The following is a 17,095-nucleotide window of genomic DNA, read 5'->3' on the forward strand; positions in this document are numbered from 1 at the left end:
ACGTAGGCATAGCGCACCTTTTCGAGGCTGCAAAAAGCGGCCGTCAGCCGCCTTGGGTGGAAACGCATATGGTCGATATTCCGGCCTCGACCTCGCATCTCGCCGCGCGTGACCACGTCCCTTCGGCGACGCGGACGCTGACGGCGATTTCCACTGCGCATTGGGTCAGCCACTTCCACATCTTCGTACTGCCAATGCTGTTCCCGTTCCTGAAGGACCGGCTCGGCGTCGGCTATATCGAACTCGGCTTCGCCCTCACCACTTTCGCTGTCGTCTCCGGCCTCACTCAGGCGCCGATTGGCTATCTCGTCGACCGCATCGGCGCACGCAAGATCCTGATCCTCGGCGTCATGCTCGGCGGCTGTGCTCTGATCGCGCTCGGCCTGTTGCTGAGCTATCCCGCCCTGATCGTCTGCGCCGCGCTGCTCGGCCTCGCCAACAGCGTCTATCATCCGGCCGACTACGCCATCCTCGCCGCGCATATGGACGAGTCGAAGATGGGCCGTGCATTCTCGATCCATACCTTTGCCGGCTTCGTCGGCGGCGCGGTCGCGCCTCCCCTGATGGCGGCACTGCTGGTCGGTATCGGTGGCCAGGGCGCGCTGATCGTCGCGGGCGCCATCGGCGTGGCGATTGCACTGATGCTGATCGTGGTCGGCATTCCCGATGCCGGCGCAATGGCTGATGGCGATGACGCCAAAAATGCGGAGGCGCCCAAGGTCAGCATGATGACCTCGGCGATCCTGATGCTGACGCTGTTCTTTACGCTGCTGTCGCTGTCGCAGAACGGCATCAACAGCTTCGGCATCGTCGCCCTGATGAACGGCTACGGCACATCGCTGTCATCGGCGAATATCGCGCTCACCGCTTTCCTCGCCGCCAGCGCCGTCGGTGTGCTTGCTGGCGGCTGGCTGGCCGATCGGACCAGACACCACAGCCGCGTCGCCGCGGTGTGTTTCACGATTAATGCCGCCATCATCTGCGCCATCGCAGTGTTCACACTGCCGACGCCGGTGATCGTCGCGGCCATGACCACCGCTGGCTTCCTCGGCGGCGTGCTGACGCCGTCGCGCGACATGCTGGTGCGCGAGGCTGCCCCTCCCGGCGCTGCCGGCCGCGCCTTCGGCATCGTCTCCACCGGCTTCAATTTCGGCGGCATCATCAGCCCCATCCTGTTCGGCTGGTTCATGGACCACGCCTTGCCGCATTGGGTGTTCGGCGCCTCCGCCTGCTTCATGGCGGCGACGGTGCTGCTGGCGCTGGTGTCGGAGCGCAAGCGGTAACGCTGGCGTCATCGCGCAGGCGATGTGCTTCTGCTATGCTGGCGCAGCATGCTTACGGTTCGCCATCTCACCAAATCCTATCGTTCAGCCCAGGAACAGGTCGCCGTTCTGCGCGGTGTCGATCTCGGCGTTGCCGCCGGCGAGAGCGTGGCGCTGACCGGCGAATCCGGCAGCGGCAAGAGCACGCTGCTGCATCTGATCGCCGGCCTCGATGAGGCGGACAGCGGCGAGATCCGACTCGGCGACATCACTGTCACCGGTTTGAACGACTCGGCGCGCGCCGCCTTGCGCCGCGACCGGCTCGGCCTCGTGTTCCAGCAGTTCAACCTGATCCCGTCGCTGTCGGTCGCCGACAATCTGGCGTTCCAGTCGCGCATCGCCGGAAAGCATGACGCGGACTGGCAGAGCGAACTCACCGAGCGGCTTGGCCTCGGCGCGCTGCTCAAGCGCTATCCCGAACAACTCTCCGGCGGCCAGCAACAGCGCGTCGCCATCGGTCGCGCACTGGCCTCGAAGCCGCTGCTTCTCCTCGCGGATGAACCGACCGGCAATCTCGACGAAGACACCGCCGACGACGTTCTGAGACTGGCGCGCGATCTCGTGGCACGAACCGGCTGCGGCTTCCTGATGGTAACCCATAGCGAGCGTCTCGCGGCCACGCTGGATCGCCGCATCCATCTTCATGCGGGATTGATCGCGTGAGACGCGCGCTCTGGATCCTTGCGGTACTGCTCAGCCACTGGCGCCGGCATCCGATGCAGTTCGCGACGCTCCTGATCGGCCTGATCGCCGCGACCGCATTATGGAGCGGCGTGCAGGCGCTCAATCAACAAGCCCGCACCAGCTATGACCGTGCCGCTGTAGCCTTCGGCGGGACGCGCACGCCGATGCTGGTGGCAACCAATGGCAGCGCGTTTTCGCAACAGCTCTTTGTCGATCTGCGCCGCGCGGGCTGGCCGGTCTCGCCTGTCGTAGAAGGCCGCATACAAATCGGCGGTCGCTCCGTGCGCCTGCTCGGCATCGAGCCGGTGACCATGCCGGTCGAAGCCAGCGCCGCGGCGGATATCGGCAAGACCGGCGCACAGGCGTTTCTCACGCCGCCCGGTCAGGCGCTGATTGCGCCGGAAACACTGGCGAGCCTCGGTCTTACTGAGGGTGCGACGCCTGCGCTCAATGACGGAGCCCTGCTGCCGCCGCTGAAACTGCAGCCGCAACTCGCGCCCGGCGTGCTGGTGGTCGATATCGGCATCGCACAGAAACTGCTGAAGATGCCGGACCAGATTTCACGCCTGCTGATCGGCAGCGCCAAGGGTCCGCGTACATCGCTGGGGAGCGTCGCCGGCGATCGGTTGCGGTTGGTGCAGCCCGATGCGGAGACCGACCTCGAACGTCTCACCGATAGTTTCCATCTCAATCTCACCGCCTTCGGCCTGCTATCCTTCTTCGTCGGGCTGTTCATCGTCAATTCGGCCATCGGCCTCGGCTTCGAGCAACGACTGCCCATGCTGCGCACGCTGCGCGCCTGTGGCGTCTCGGCGCGGCAGCTCAACAGCGTGCTGGTGCTGGAGCTTGTCAGCATCGCGCTGATCGCCGGCGCCATCGGTCTCGTCTGCGGATACTTCATCGCAGCATCGCTGCTGCCCGATGTTGCGGCCAGCCTGCGCGGGCTCTATGGCGCGCAGATCCCGGGGCAACTCACACTGAAGCTCGAATGGTGGTTCGCTGGCCTCGCGATTTCCATCATCGGCGCACTGCTGGCGGCGACATCGAGCCTGCTGAAAGCTATCCGCCTCCCCTTGCTCGCCACCGCACAGCCCTATGCCTGGCAACAGGCACAGCATCGCTGGCTGCGGCTGCAAGGCATGGGCGCATTGCTCGTGTTCATCGCTGCCGGACTTGTGCTCTGGTTTGGCGATTCACTGATTGCCGGCTTCTTCGTGCTTGCTGCATTGCTGCTCGGCGCAGCGCTCGCATTGCCGGTTATCCTCGGTATCGTCCTCGCCGGCGGCGAACGCAGCACGCGACGGCCGCTCGTCACATGGTTCTGGGCCGACAGCCGGTTGCAGCTCTCCGGCCTGTCGCTGGCGCTGATGGCGCTGCTGCTGGCGCTCGCCGTCAATGTCGGCGTCGGCACCATGGTGGAGAGTTTCAGCCGGACCTTCACGGGATGGCTCGACGGGCGGCTGGCCTCGGAGATCTATCTGAACGCGGCGAGCGAGAAGCAGGCGAGCGAGATCAAGACCTGGCTAAAGACGCGCCCCGACGTGCAGGCAGTTCTGCCGGGCAGCCGCACCGACGTGCAGTTCAATGGTGCGCCGATCGAGTTGCTCGGCTTCGCCGATCACGCCACCTATCGCGATCAATGGCCGCTGCTGGATTCTACCAGCGACGCATGGGATCGCGTGCGCAGCGGCGACGGCGCGCTCATCAGCGAACAACTCTCGCTACGCATGAAGCTCAAACCCGGCGATCGTCTGGACGTGCCGACGCCGACCGGTACATGGCCGATGGACGTCGTCGCCGTGTATGCGGATTACGGCAATCCAAAAGGCCAGATCGGCGTCAACATTGATGCACTGGTCAAACATTTCCCTGATATTTCGCAGACCCGCATGGGCCTGCGCGTCGCACCTGCGGCCGTGCCCGCGCTGATCGACGCCATCCGCACGCGCTTCGGTCTCGACGGCCGCAACCTCGCCGACCAGACGACGGTGAAAACGGAGTCATTGGCGATCTTCAACCGCACTTTCGCGGTGACGGCCGCGCTCAATGCCTTCACGCTCGGCGTCGCAGGCGTCGCCTTGCTCACCAGCCTGCTCACATTGAGCAATTCGCGTCTGCCGCAACTGGCGCCGCTCTGGGCCATCGGCATCACGCGCCGTCGGCTGGCCGGGATCGAGCTGTTGAAGACGCTGTCTGTTGCCTTGATTACCTCACTGCTGGCGCTGCCGCTCGGGCTGCTGGTGGCCTGGTGTCTTATTGCCGTCGTCAATGTGAAGGCCTTCGGCTGGCGACTTCCGTTCCATGTGTTTCCGCTGCAACTGGTCCAGTTGCTCGGCGTTGCCATGTTGGCCTCGCTGCTCGCAGCTCTGCTACCGATCTTGAAGCTGCTGCGCATGCAACCGGCCACGCTGGTGAAAGTGTTCGCCAATGAGCGCTAGCCTCATCACGCGTCGCAGTTTGATCGGCGCCGTCGCATTGCTCGGCCTCGGCGGTTCACGCGCATTCGCCCAAGGCTTTGCCGGCCTCGGCCGCGACGCCGAAGGTTTTGCGGCTGTCGTTCCGGAGCGTCCTCTCGCTTTTCCGGCTGATCACGGCCCGCATCCGGATTATCGCATCGAATGGTGGTACCTCACCGCCAATCTCACGGACGCATCAGGGAATGCCTATGGCGCGCAGTGGACGCTGTTTCGTCAGGCGATGGCGGCGGGCGCGCCAGACGATGGCTGGGCGACGCCGCAGATCTGGATGGGTCATGCGGCGGTGACATCTGCAAAGTCACATCATGCGACAGAAACCTTTGCCCGCGGCGGCATCGGTCAGGCCGGCGTGACGGCGACGCCGTTCCGGGCATGGATCGATGCGTGGGAGATCCGTGGGCTTGAGAACTTCGACGACGTGTCGATTGCGCCGCTCGACGTGTCCGCTTCGTCAGCGGATTTCAGCTACCGGCTCCGACTCACTGCGCAGCAGCCGCTGGTGCTGCAGGGCGACAACGGCTTCAGCCGCAAGTCGGAACGTGGGCAAGCGTCGTATTACTACAGCCAGCCCTATTTCACCGCATCGGGCGTGCTGACCATCGACGGCAAGGAGATTGCCGTCACCGGCCGCGCCTGGATGGACAGGGAATATTCCAGCCAGCCGCTGGCTTCCGACCAGACCGGCTGGGACTGGTTCTCGCTGCATCTGCCCGATAATGCAAAGCTGATGCTGTTTCGTCTCAGGCAGAAAGATGGCGCGCATTATTTTGCCGGCAACTGGATCACCGCGGACGGAAAATCCGAACAGCTTGCCCCAGGCGCCATAGATATGACGCCGACAGTCATGACGGAGATCGCCGGCCGCAGGATCCCGACGTCATGGAAGGTATCGATCGCATCGCGCGGATTACAGATCGCGACCTCGCCGCTGAATGCCAGGAGCTGGATGACGACGAGCTTCCCCTATTGGGAAGGGCCGGTGAGCTTCACCGGGAGCCACAGCGGCGTGGGTTATCTTGAGATGACGGGATATTGAGGCTGTTACCTAACCTCTCCCCGCCCTTTGCGGGGAGAGGTCGACCGGCGAAGCGCAGCGAAGACGGTCGGGTGAGGGGCATGGCACACTGCCTACCCGATCACCCAACTCTCTGATCGCATCATCATCCGACCCGCGAATACGAGCTTGCGGCGAACGCCGTACCTTGCCCCTCACCCGGAGCCGTCGCTTCGCGTCGACTCCGACCTCTCCCCGCGAGCGGGGAGAGCGACTGTCTTTTTGGTCAAGCGTTTTGATGCTGCCATGGGGTCTTGTCTCGCAGGATGGCGTTGAGGATGGTGAGCAGCTTGCGGGCGACGGCGATGATAGCGACGAGCTTGGGCTTGCCGGCGGCGACGAGCTTGTCGCGGAACAGTTTGAGCTGCGGATTGAAGCGGGCGGCCACCATCGCTCCCATGAACAACACGCGGCGTACATTGGCCCGGCCGCCGCCGATGAAGCTCTTGCCGCGCCACTGGCCGGATTGCCGGGTCCATGGCGCCAAACCGGCGAGAGCCGCAATCTGACGACGATCGAGTGTGCCGAGCTCCGGCAGTTCGGCAATCAGGCTGCGCGCGATGGTCGGACCGATGCCGGGCACCGACGCCAGCAAGTCTTCTTTCTCGGCCCAGGCCGGCGATCCCCGCACGTGATCGCCGATGTCGTCGTCCAGTTCGGACAACTCCTTCTCCAGTGCCTTGTGGAGCCGGGCGATGCTCTTCTTCAGGCGCGGATTGCTGACGCGCCGCGCACGCTGGCCTTCCGCGGCCATCATCTCAACGATCTGGCGCCGACGCGCCACCAGATCGGCTAGCAGCCGCGTCGTGGCATCGGGAAGCGGCCGCAGTTGCGGTTTGGTCGCCTCGGTAAAATGCGCGATCACCATGGCATCGATCGGATCGGTCTTGGCGCGCTTGCCGAGGGCGTTGGCAAAGGCGCGCACCTGTGCCGGATTGACCACCACCACAGGCAGATCGGCGCCGGCCAATCCTGCGGCGACCACCGTCTCGAAGCCGCCGGTCGCCTCGATCGCCACCACCAGTGGCGGTCGCGCTTTCAGCCGCGCGATCAGATCATCGATCCCCGCACCATTGCGGGCAACCGCAAAACTCTCACCGCCCGGACGCATCGCCACGTCCAACCGATCCTTCGACACATCGATGCCAACATAAATCGCGTCCATCTGATCCCATCCTTGCGCAACCGGGCTTGCTGAGCGGCCCAAGCGACTGTTCGGGTTCGATGGAACGGCAAGCAAGGACCCGCGCTCTCCCACGGGCTTGGTGTCCCTCAGGTTACTCGGTCTCCCGCCTGCCACCGCTCCGCATAGCTTAGCAGAAACGGCGGGAGGCAAGTTACAAGGTTAAGGAAGCGAAGCTTACTTCGTCAGCGGGCAGCCGCTCTCGGCTGCGGTCGGATAGGCCTTGTCGCCGGGCACCACGGCGAGCTGCTTGTAGTAATCCCATGGCTTCTTCGATTCCGACGGCTTCTTGACCTCGAACAGATAGAGGTCCTTCACCATGCGGCCATTGGCGAGCACTTTGCCGCCCTGAGCGAAGGCGTCATCGACCGGAAGTTCCTTCAGCTTCTTCGCGACAGCTTCGGAGTCCTTGGTGCCTGCCGCCTTGACTGCCTTCAGATAAGACAGCGTCGACGAATAGGTGCCGGCCTGGATCATGTTCGGCATGCGCTGGGTGCGCTTGAAGAAGCGATCGGCGAACTCACGCGATTTGTCATCGCGGTCCCAGTAGAAAGATTCCGTCAGCACCAGGCCTTGCGCGGCCTGCAGTCCGAGGCCGTTCACTTCGGCCAGCGTCAGCAGGAGGCCGGCAAGCTTCTGGCCGCCGGCGACGATGCCGAATTCAGCCGCCTGCTTCACGGCGTTGGTGGTGTCGAGACCGGCATTGGCAAGGCCGATGACCTTGGCCTTGGACGCCTGCGCCTGCAGCAGGAAGGACGAGAAGTCAGACGAGTTCAGCGGATGGCGAACGGCGCCGAGCACCTTGCCGCCCTTTGCCTTGACGATATCGCCGGTGTCCTTCTCCAGCGAATAGCCGAAGGCATAGTCCGCCGTGAGAAAGAACCAGGTATCGCCGCCAGCTTCGGTCAGCGCGCCGCCGGTGCCAACACCCAAGGCGCGTGTATCGAACGACCAGTGGAAGCCATAGGGCGTGCAGGCATCGCCGGTAACGCGCGACGAGGCCGCGCCGACCACGATGTCGATCTTCTTCTCCTGATTGGAAAGCTCCTGCACCGCGAGCGCCACCGACGAGGTGGTCAATTCAGTGATCATGTCGACGCCTTCGACGTCATACCAGCGCCGCGCGATCGAGACGGCGAGATCAGGCTTGTTCTGGTGATCCGCGGTGACCAGTTCGATCTTCTTGCCGAGCACCTCGCCGCCGAAATCCTCGATCGCCATCTTGGCGGCTTCGACCGAATATTTGCCGCCGTAATCGGCATAGACACCGGACTGATCGTTGAGAATGCCGATCTTGACGCCTTGCGCCGAGGCCGGAGCGGCCAGGAAAAGACCGCACAGCGCAGCCGTCGACAACAGTCCGAATTTCATCAATGCCTCCCAGGTTTTCAATTTGGGCGCACGCTATGTGAGAAGCTCGGGACGAACCAGATAATCTTTCGACTTAGCCGAAATGTGCAGATCAGCTTTGCGTTAGTTCAAGACCACGCCCAACGACGATTGCTGCAACGCACGCGCGCGGTCACTGCATCCGCTTTTTTAGCGCGGCGTCGATACAGGCGAGTTCCCGCTCGATCTCCGCGACCATCGAGACAGGATCGGCGTCGGAAATCAGGTGCATCTTCTCGTATGTCCCATCCTGAATGCTCTTCAGGATGGCCAGACGATCGTCCCGATAACCCTGCAGGCGCTCGAAATCGCCGCGCTCGGCATATTTCGCGATGAGTTTCTCGAAGACAGTGCTCATGGGTGGAGTTCCTTGGCATCAAAAGCGCGGGGACGAATGCCCCGCGCCGTGAACGGTCGGCGATCACAAACCGCGCAGCACCAACCGGTTGAGACGGCTCGCAAACGCGGCCGGATCTTCCGGCAATTCGCCGTCGAGGATCCGCGCCTGCTCGAGCAGCAGGAACGCGATGTCGGACGCTTCGCCGCCCGCCGCCTTGTCGGCACCGGCGATCTTCGCCACCAGCGGATGGCGCAGATTGATCTCGAGAATCGGCTTGGTGACGCTGCCGCGATTCTGCATCGCCAGCATGCGCTCGAGCTCGCGATCCGGGCCGGCGCCGCCAGCGACAAGGCACGACGCCGATGTGGTCAGGCGCGTCGAGACCTTCACGTCGGAGACGCGATCGCCGAGCGCATCCTTGATGACGGCGATGGTCGCCGCCTCATCGGTCTCGGTCTTCGGCTCGTCCTTGGTCGCATCTTCATCAATGCGCGGGATCAGATCAAGATTAACCTCGCCCTGGCTCAGCGACTTCAGCGGCTTGCCGTCGAAATCCAGCGGCGTCGAACTCCAGAACGCATCGACCGCGTCGGTCAGCAGCAGTACTTCGATGCCACGCGACTTGGCGGCTTCCAGCTTCGGATTTGACTTCAGGCGATCGAGGCTGTCGCCGGCAAGATAATAGATCTCGGTCTGGTTCGGCTTCAGGTCGGCGACATAATCCTTCAGCGAACGCTTCTCGCCCGTGGTCGTCGTGAAGCGCGACAGCGCCAGCAGCTTCTCGCGACGCTCGAAATCCTCATAGATGCCTTCCTTGATCACCGGGCCGAAGGCGTCCCAGATCTTGGTGAAGGTCTCGGCATCCTTCTCGCTCAGCGTCTCCAGCTCGCCGATCACGCGGGTCGCCACGGCCTTCCTGATTTGCGCGAGCTGCGGATTGTTCTGCAACATCTCCCGGGAGAGGTTCAGCGGCAGATCCTCGGCATCGATGACGCCGCGGATGAAGCGCAGATAGGACGGCAACAGGTCCGCATCATCGGTGATGAAGACGCGACGCACATAGAGCTTCACATGGCCCTTGCGGTTCGGCTCAAACAGGTCGAAGGGCTTCTGCGATGGCGCGAACAGCAGCACCGCATAGGAATAGCGGCCCTCGGCACGGTAATGCAGCGTCATCGCCTGTTCGTCATAGGCATGCGCGATAGACTTGTAAGCCGCGCTGTAATCCTCCGGCGTCAGTTCGGACTTGGAGCGCTGCCACAACGCGCTGGCCGAATTGATCTGGCGCGGCTCGGCATCGCCGTCCTTGAGCATGATCGGAAACTGGATGTTGTCCGAATAGGCGCCGACAATGCGCTCGATCTCGTAAGTTTCGAGATATTTCTTCGCGTCGTCTTTCAGATGCAGCACGATCGACGTGCCGGTCGGCACGCTCATGCCATCAGCGACCTGGCCGATCTCGAAACCCGCACCGCCGGTCGAGGTCCAGGTGAAGGCGTCATGGGTGCCGGCCCGGTGGCTGGTGACCACAATCTTCTCAGCAACCATGAAAGCTGCATAGAAACCGACGCCGAACTGGCCGATCAGGTTGGAGCCGTCCTTGGCTTCGGTGAGCCGCGACAGGAATGACTTGGTCCCAGATTTCGCGATGGTCCCTAGGTTGTCGATCAGTTCCTGGCGATCCATGCCGATGCCGGTATCGACGATCGACAGCGTACCGGCCGCCTTGTCCGGAATGATGGTGATGTTGGGCGACTGGCCGTCGGGGATCAGCTGCGGATTGGCGATCGCCTCATAGCGCAGCTTGTCGCAGGCATCCGATGCGTTGGAGACCAGTTCGCGCAGGAAGATGTCGGTCTCGGAATAGACCGAGTGAACCATCAGGTTCAGCAATTCGGCGACTTCGGCCTGGAACGGCTGGGAAACGGGTGCAGCGGTGTCAGTGGTCGTCATGAAAAGTGCCCGATACTGGTAAGGGAGAGATCACGCATATAGCGACGCGGATTTGCCGAGTCCATGGTGCGAACCGATGGTTTCCGCGCGAAAAGGCTGATCGGGAACTGAAACTCGCGACGCTACTTTGAAGCGGCGACCTGCGATGCGAGCAGAGCCGTGGTCGCATCGAGATCGACCAGCGGATGGACCTCGAACTGAGCCGGAATGATATCGGCCCATTCGTTGAGGATACGATGCAGCACGTCGTTACTCCCGACCTTGAACACCGCGACCACACCGCGGCCGACGCGGGGATAGATGTGCTGGCAGATGCCCGACGCCTGATACCCCGCCATCCACGGCCAGAAGCTCTGACGCGCGGCCGCCATGTCGGACGGACGATCGGCGCGCGGATTCGAGATCACCAGAAACAGCATCGCTGATCTCCTGTCGGCGCACTCAGAATGCGTCAGCCCTGCAGCGCACCGTGATAGGCGCTTTCCAGCATGGCCAGGCATTCACGCGCACGCGCCTGCGCGATGTCGTTCGCGGTCTGGGAGATTTCGCGGAGATCGCGGATCGCCAGATCGACGGCGCTCAGCAGATCGATTTCACACTCATCGGCCTGGGGGGCCGCTACACGCATGGGGAAAGGGATAACTACACTCACTGGCACGCCCGCTCTTCACGATTGCAACGCTCGAATCACTCGCGACTCATTTGGCCTGCGAATGGTTAAGCCAATCGGTAGGAAGCAACGGATCTGACGTAAAACTGTCGCGCCGCCGTCAATCCTGCCAGCTCACCGGCGGGATCAGGCCGACGGACGGGTCATCGCCAGGGTCATCCGACGGCTGGATCGTGGGCGCTTCGTCCTGTTCGGGCGTCGCGTCGATAATCATGGCCGGCGACGGAAGCTGTGGAACGGCCATGCTCTGCTGCCCGCGCCGATAAGATTCGAATTCGAGCTGTTTGGCGAAATACCGGAACAGGTCAGCCGCGTATTTGCGCTGCTCGGGGCTGGACGCCGAGGCGATCTGGAAGATCAATTCGTCGGACAGTTCCGACGTGGTCGCACCGGTTAGGTCTTCGAGAACGCTCATCACAATGGCTCGGCCTATGAAGCCTTGAGCCTGCACGCGTGTGGTTGATATCGCGTTGTTCGTCAGAGCAATCGGGGGCGCGTGCATAAGCATCACTAATGACGCCCTAATTTGTACCGCTAGGGGGCACCGAACGTCCTGCGGATGCGGCCGCGCATGACCAGACGCAATGAGATAGTGCCTGTTGCGCACTCCTGCCGCTTATTCGTGCAAGTCGGCGGAACCCGGCACACGGAAAATTAAGCCACGATTAACCATGATCGGGCGATAACCGGGAGGTAACTGATTGCTGTCAACGGGGATACGACGATGGTCTTGGCAATGAACCGCAGCAGTCATTCTGCGCATGCCAATGCAACCGAAGAGAACGACGATAGCTCCGATATCTCCGCGCTGATCGGGCGGTTGACCGCCGAGGTCAACGAGATCGCCTGCGAGAAAACCCGGTCGATCCAGCACATCACCAACCAGATGAAGATGCTGGCGCTGAACGCGCTGATCGAAAGCTCGCGCGCCGGCGCGCAGGGCGCAGGCTTCGCCGTCGTCGCGCAGGAAGTGCGCAATGTCGGCCAGCAGGTCGAGACCATCGCGCGCGATCTGGAATCCCAGCTCACCGCGCGGACCGGCAGCCTGATGGCGTCGATCGAGAAGATGACCGAGCGCTCGCGCGGCGAACGCATGGTCGACCTGTCGCTGAATGCCATCGAACTGATCGACCGCAATCTCTATGAGCGCACCTGCGACGTCCGCTGGTGGGCGACCGACTCGGCCGTCGTCGATTGCGCAGCCGCACCGAGCGATGCCACCGTCGCTCATGTCTCCGAGCGACTTGCCGTGATCCTCGGCGCCTACACCGTCTATCTCGATCTCTGGCTGTGCGACATGCAAGGCAATGTCATCGCCAGCGGCCGTGGCGATCGTTTCAATGTCACGGGCCAGAATATCGCCGGCACTGCCTGGTTTCGCGATGCCCGTACGCTGCGCTCCGGCGACGACTACACGGCAGGCGACGTCGAGCGCCAGCCGCTCCTGAACAATGCGCAGGTCGCGACCTATTGCGCCAGCGTGCGCGAAGGCGGCAAGGCCAATGGCCGCGCCATCGGCGTGCTCGCGATTCATTTCGACTGGGAAGCCCAGGCGCGCGCCATCGTCGAAGGCGTTCGCGTCGACGACGACAAGACGCGCGTACTGCTGGTGGATTCGAACCTGCGCGTCATCGCCTCGTCCGACGGCCAGGGCCTGCTCACCGAACGCATCCCGCTGGCCTTGAACGGCCGCCGCAGCGGCTTCTATCACGACCGTTCGGGCGGCCTCGTCGCCTTCCATGCCACACCGGGCTATGAGACTTACAAAGGTCTCGGCTGGTACGGCGTGATCATGCGCGGCGCCTAGCCGCACGATCTAGTCAATGACCACTTCGCTGCGATAATCTCCCCTACGCCACGAGCGGGAGACAGCGATGACCGACGTCACTTTCGAACCGGCAATTCCGGTTCTGCGCATCTATGACATTGCTAAAGCGAAGGAGTTCTATGTCGACTTCCTCGGCTTTGCGATCGACTGGGAACATCGTTACGGGCCGGACTTCCCGCTCTACATGCAGGTGTCGCGCGGCGGCGTGAAGCTGCATCTCAGCGAACACTATGGCGACGGTACGCCGGGTAGCGTGGTCTATATCCGTGGCAGCAGTATCGCGGCTTTTGCAAAGGAGCTGAACGACAAGCAGGCCCGCTTCGCGCGCCCGAGCCCGACGGATAAGGCGCCGAAGATCACCGACCCGTTCGGCAATGTGCTGCGCTTCGACGACGCAACCAACACGCACTGAGCCGTCGCTTCAGCCACTGAGCCATCGCTACAACGAGAGAACTTACCCGTTCAGCCAGTTCCGGATCTTCGCGAAGAACCCCGTGTCACGTCGCACGCTAACAGGCCCCACGGCAATTGGCCGCACCGGCTCACCGTCAACGACCCGTTCCGTCCTCGCTGCCGCCAGCGCCATGGGCCCGACCTGCGCGAGGAACGCATGTTCATGGCTGCGCGTCAGCCGCGCCAGCGCGGCGTCGAAGGGCAGCCACGCGACTTCGCTGATATCCTTCATCAGCTTGCGTGACGGCGCGGGCGCGGCCTCCATATGCCAGAAATGCACGACCTTGGTCCGTTCGCCGAGCGGATAGGCCAGCGCGCCGAGATAGTCATGCACCGACGCGGCATGGCCGGTCTCTTCCAGTACCTCGCGCTCGGCCGCATCACGCGGCGTCTCGCCATTGTCGAGCTTGCCTTTCGGAAGCACCCAGTCGCCGCGCTTGCGCAGGCAGACCACGGCAAACAGCGGCGTCTCGCCCCGCTGCACGACAATGCCTCCCGCCGCCATGATGATATCGCGCGCCATGATTGTCCTTAACCGCTAACGCACAAAGACGCCATCGAGGTCATCCTCGATATGAGCATGAATGATGGAATCGAAACTCTGTTCCGCCTGGAAACCCAGCGCCAGTGCACGTTTGGTATCGAACATCGTGGGCCATCCCGCAACCATCGCCATGACAGCGGGATCTGGTACATGCTTGATGCGTGTCACAACACTGTCACCTCCCACGCGGCGTAGCGCCGCGATCATGTCGGCGACCGATGCCCGCACGCCGGGCATCATTACCGTGCGGCGTGCGCCGAGCTTGGCGCTGTCGAGCGTCGCACCATGAAGCAGGAATTCCGTCGTTGCGCGCGGACTGGCATGGGTCTGACCTACATCGTCGGTTACCGGCAGCACCGCCTCACGCCCGGCCAGCGGCTCGCGAATGATATTGGAGAAGAAACCCGACGCTGCCGCATTGGGCTTGCCCGGCCGTACGCAGATATTCGGCAGGCGAATTCCGATGCCGTCGAAGAAGCCGCGCCGCGTATAATCCGCCAGCAGCAATTCACAAATCGCCTTCTGCGTCCCGTAGCTCGACAGCGGCGTATGAAAAAAATCTTCGGCGATCGGCCCGTTATAGGGCGCGCCGAAGGTCGCGATTGACGAGGTGTAGACGATGCGAGGGCGATAACCACCCCCCATCGCGCGGATCGCCTCGAACAGATTGCGCGTGCCGTCGAGATTGACCGCGTAGCCTTTGTCGAAATTCTGCTCGGCTTCGCCGGACACGACCGCAGCAAGATGGAAGATCAGGTCGGGCTTTGACGCCAGCAGGGCTGCGGGCGCATCCGGCTTTGCGAGATCGACCATGATGCTGCGCGCGCCGACCAGATCGCTAGGGGTCGCATCGGCCATCACCAGATCGCCGATTTCCCCACCGCCGACATGACCGTCCTTCAGCAGCCGCTCACACAGCTTGCGGCCGATCATGCCGGCCGCGCCAATCACCAGAACCTTCATTCCTTGATCTTCACTCTTTGGGCGCCGACAGCTTGTAGATCTCCAGCGCGTCGGCATCGGCGCCGCGCACCGCCTTGCCCATGCGGAAGATCTGCGCCGCGAGCGCAGCCATCGGCACCGGCGTCGATGTGTCCTGCGCCACGGCGACGACCGTATCGAGGTCCTTGAGCATCGTATGGATGTGGCCGAGCGGCGGCGAGTGAATGCCCTGTGCCATGCGCGGCACGAACAGTTGCAGCGGGATCGAATCTGCAAAGCCGCCCGCGAGCGCTTCCGGCAGGCGCTTGGCGTCGATACCGGCATTCACCGCGAGGCGCGTCGCTTCGGCCAGCACCGCCATGGCGCAGCCGACGATCACCTGGTTGCAGAGTTTGGTCATCTGCCCGGCGCCGGTCGGCCCCATATGCGTGAAGTTGCGCGCCATCGCCAGAATATAGGGCCTGATACGTTCGACATCGGCGGCCTCGCCGCCGGACATGATGGCCAGCGTGGCTTCCTCAGCGCCCTTGGTGCCGCCCGACACCGGCGCATCAATCCAGCCCATGCCGTTCGCCGCCCTCAGCCGCGCCGCGATGGACTTCGTCTTATCCGGATGGATCGAGGAGAAATCGACGACCAGCTTGCCATTGCCGTCGGTGCCGGACAGGCCGTTGTCGCCAAACACCACTTCCTCTACCGCCGATGCATCGGTGAGGCACATGAAGATAATGCTCGCATGGGCGACGACATCACGTGGGCTGGCGGCGACTTTCGCACCGGCCTCTACCAGCGCAATGGCCTTGCCGGGCGAGCGATTCCAGACAGCCACATCGTAACCGGCGCCGAGCAACCGCTTGGTCATCGGCAGTCCCATCAGGCCGAGGCCGAGGTAACCGAGCTTCTCTTTGCCGCCCGCTGAATCCACCATTTTGACGCCGTTGTCCTTCTACCGCCGAGCCACGCTGCTCGCATCTGCGAGCTATCTACGCTGCGTCCGCAGCCGCAGCAACGATGATATCAACGCCTGCACAACTGCCAATTGTTGCGCCACAGCACGAATGAATGTTGGGCACGGACCTCGCTTGCCAGAATATTTGAAGCATGAAAGGCTTCAAGACAGTGGGGCTTTTCTTTTGGCCGGGTCTGGCCATCATCAAACGGAGTGAGCGGGCATGAAGCTGGGTTCTTCGAAGTGGCTGGTGGCTGCGGCTCTCGCGGCGGGAGCGGTGTCGGGTGTGGCGCAGGCGCAGACGATTCCGACCATCAAGGTCGGCTGGACCATTCCTGCCGAAGAATCCAAATACTGGATGATGAAGCGCCCGACCGAATTCACCAATCTCGGCAAGACCTACAATATCGAATGGACCCAGTTTCAGGGCACCTCGCCGATGACGCAGGCGCTCGCCGCCGGCGCACTGGATTGCGCCACCCAGGGCGTGCTGTCGCTCGCCAACGGCGTCAACGGCGGCAACCTCAAGGCCTATATCGTCGCGCAGCACGTGTCGGAAAAGCCCGGCAGCTTCTCGGTCTACTGGGCCGTGAAGGATGACTCGCCGATCAAGACCATCGCCGATCTCAAGGGCAAGAATGTCGGCATTTCGGTCATCGGCGGCGGCACCTATGGTCCGTTCAAGATGCTGCTGAAGGGCGCCGGCGTCGATCCCGAGAAGGACGTCAAGCTGATCGAGATCGGCTTCGCAGCTTCCGAGGATGCGCTGCGCCAGGGTCGCGTCGACGCGATCAACATGAACCAGCCATTTGCCGCGCGCATGGAAGCCAAGGGCGGCACACGCAAGCTGTTCTCGCTGAATGAAGCGATGCCGAACATCGTGCATATCCTTGAAGCCTGCCGCGCCGATTTCGTCGACAAGAACCCCGAACTCGCCAAGGCCTATGTCGCCGACATCACCCTTGGCATGAAGAAAGCGCTGGCCAACCGCGAGGAAACGCTGAAGGTCGTCAACGAAGTCATGAAGGCGCCGATCCCGGTACTGGAGACCTATCTGCTGAAGGAGAACGACTTCGCCCGCGACCCCGGCGCAGCACCGAACTTCCCGGCCATGCAGAAGATGCTCGATATCTACACCGAGGCCGGCATGCTGCCGAAGATGGACGCGATGCAGTTCAAGCACCCGACCATCGTGGCGCCGATCCAGTAGAGCAAGACGCGATATCTCACTATATGATGTCCTGAGGCCACGCCCCGCGGCGTGGCCTCACTGCATTGAACGACAAGACCAAGAAACGGAAAGATAC

The 17,095-nt window shown here is 62.8% G+C and carries 17 protein-coding genes; 7 read left to right on the plus strand and 10 right to left on the minus strand.

Translation table 11 applies throughout. The features are described 5' to 3' along the window. The first annotated feature begins 68 nt into the window (after nt 1–68). The 4 genes from SFY93_RS01550 to SFY93_RS01565 are packed head-to-tail and all read left to right on the plus strand — an operon-like array spanning nt 69 to nt 5,519. A complete protein-coding gene (locus tag SFY93_RS01550) occupies nt 69–1,283 on the plus strand; it encodes an MFS transporter (RefSeq protein WP_320445818.1) in 1,215 nt (404 codons plus the stop codon). Nucleotides 1,284–1,331: 48 nt separating this feature from the next. Beyond that, nucleotides 1,332–1,985 (plus strand): ABC transporter ATP-binding protein, encoded by a 654-nt coding sequence (locus SFY93_RS01555; RefSeq protein ID WP_320445819.1) that lies wholly within the window; start codon nt 1,332–1,334, stop codon nt 1,983–1,985. Further along, complete coding sequence (locus tag SFY93_RS01560; protein ID WP_320445820.1) at nt 1,982–4,444, plus strand: FtsX-like permease family protein; 2,463 nt, start codon at nt 1,982–1,984, stop codon at nt 4,442–4,444. The genes SFY93_RS01555 and SFY93_RS01560 overlap by 4 nt, the downstream gene beginning before the upstream one ends. Further along, nucleotides 4,434–5,519 (plus strand): lipocalin-like domain-containing protein, encoded by a 1,086-nt coding sequence (locus tag SFY93_RS01565; protein WP_320445821.1) that lies wholly within the window; start codon nt 4,434–4,436, stop codon nt 5,517–5,519. The genes SFY93_RS01560 and SFY93_RS01565 overlap by 11 nt, the downstream gene beginning before the upstream one ends. Nucleotides 5,520–5,763: 244 nt before the next feature. Here SFY93_RS01565 and SFY93_RS01570 read toward each other — a convergent pair whose 3' ends face one another. The 7 genes from SFY93_RS01570 to SFY93_RS01600 form a co-directional block, all read right to left on the minus strand. Next, the gene (locus SFY93_RS01570; RefSeq protein ID WP_320444434.1) at nt 5,764–6,702 is read right to left on the minus strand and encodes an IS110 family RNA-guided transposase; all 939 of its coding nucleotides are present in this window, start codon (nt 6,700–6,702) and stop codon (nt 5,764–5,766) included. A gap of 195 nt (nt 6,703–6,897) precedes the next feature. Further along, a complete protein-coding gene (locus SFY93_RS01575; RefSeq protein WP_089267812.1) occupies nt 6,898–8,091 on the minus strand; it encodes an ABC transporter substrate-binding protein in 1,194 nt (397 codons plus the stop codon). Between the two features lie 151 nt (nt 8,092–8,242). Beyond that, entirely contained in the window at nt 8,243–8,467 is a 225-nt protein-coding gene (locus SFY93_RS01580) for a hypothetical protein (RefSeq protein WP_120287440.1), read from the minus strand. A gap of 63 nt (nt 8,468–8,530) precedes the next feature. Further along, complete coding sequence (gene htpG, locus SFY93_RS01585) at nt 8,531–10,402, minus strand: molecular chaperone HtpG (RefSeq protein ID WP_320445822.1); 1,872 nt, start codon at nt 10,400–10,402, stop codon at nt 8,531–8,533. 122 nt (nt 10,403–10,524) lie between these two features. Next, a complete protein-coding gene (locus tag SFY93_RS01590; RefSeq protein ID WP_320445823.1) occupies nt 10,525–10,821 on the minus strand; it encodes a DUF3303 family protein in 297 nt (98 codons plus the stop codon). A gap of 32 nt (nt 10,822–10,853) precedes the next feature. Next, the gene (locus SFY93_RS01595; RefSeq protein WP_210269243.1) at nt 10,854–11,030 is read right to left on the minus strand and encodes a hypothetical protein; all 177 of its coding nucleotides are present in this window, start codon (nt 11,028–11,030) and stop codon (nt 10,854–10,856) included. A gap of 142 nt (nt 11,031–11,172) precedes the next feature. Continuing rightward, on the minus strand, nt 11,173–11,487 hold the full coding sequence (locus SFY93_RS01600) for a hypothetical protein (protein ID WP_089267817.1): 315 nt from the start codon (nt 11,485–11,487) through the stop codon (nt 11,173–11,175). Nucleotides 11,488–11,808: 321 nt separating this feature from the next. On the opposite strand from SFY93_RS01600, the gene SFY93_RS01605 reads away from it, so the two are divergent. Together SFY93_RS01605 and SFY93_RS01610 are read left to right on the plus strand one after the other, a co-directional pair. After that, nucleotides 11,809–12,879 carry a methyl-accepting chemotaxis protein gene (locus tag SFY93_RS01605; RefSeq protein WP_244528141.1) on the plus strand — a complete coding sequence of 357 codons (1,071 nt, stop codon included), beginning with the start codon at nt 11,809–11,811 and terminating at the stop codon, nt 12,877–12,879. Nucleotides 12,880–12,946: 67 nt separating this feature from the next. Beyond that, entirely contained in the window at nt 12,947–13,312 is a 366-nt protein-coding gene (locus SFY93_RS01610; protein ID WP_116659957.1) for a glyoxalase superfamily protein, read from the plus strand. Nucleotides 13,313–13,354: 42 nt separating this feature from the next. On the opposite strand, the gene SFY93_RS01615 is transcribed toward SFY93_RS01610, so the two are convergent. From SFY93_RS01615 to SFY93_RS01625, 3 genes are read right to left on the minus strand one after another with little or no spacing between them, the layout of a single operon-like run. After that, nucleotides 13,355–13,876 (minus strand): NUDIX hydrolase, encoded by a 522-nt coding sequence (locus tag SFY93_RS01615; protein WP_320445824.1) that lies wholly within the window; start codon nt 13,874–13,876, stop codon nt 13,355–13,357. Between the two features lie 15 nt (nt 13,877–13,891). Beyond that, nucleotides 13,892–14,860 (minus strand): D-erythronate dehydrogenase, encoded by a 969-nt coding sequence (gene denD / locus SFY93_RS01620; protein WP_320445825.1) that lies wholly within the window; start codon nt 14,858–14,860, stop codon nt 13,892–13,894. A 10-nt stretch (nt 14,861–14,870) separates the two neighbouring features. Next, the gene (locus SFY93_RS01625; protein WP_320445826.1) at nt 14,871–15,767 is read right to left on the minus strand and encodes an NAD(P)-dependent oxidoreductase; all 897 of its coding nucleotides are present in this window, start codon (nt 15,765–15,767) and stop codon (nt 14,871–14,873) included. Between the two features lie 244 nt (nt 15,768–16,011). Here SFY93_RS01625 and SFY93_RS01630 point away from each other — a divergent pair, with 244 nt between their 5' ends. Beyond that, a complete protein-coding gene (locus SFY93_RS01630; RefSeq protein WP_120287446.1) occupies nt 16,012–16,998 on the plus strand; it encodes an ABC transporter substrate-binding protein in 987 nt (328 codons plus the stop codon). The last annotated feature ends 97 nt before the right edge of the window (nt 16,999–17,095 follow it).

The sequence above is a fragment of the Tardiphaga sp. 42S5 genome (genome assembly GCF_034044155.1).
Taxonomy (GTDB): Bacteria; Pseudomonadota; Alphaproteobacteria; order Rhizobiales; family Xanthobacteraceae; genus Tardiphaga; species Tardiphaga robiniae.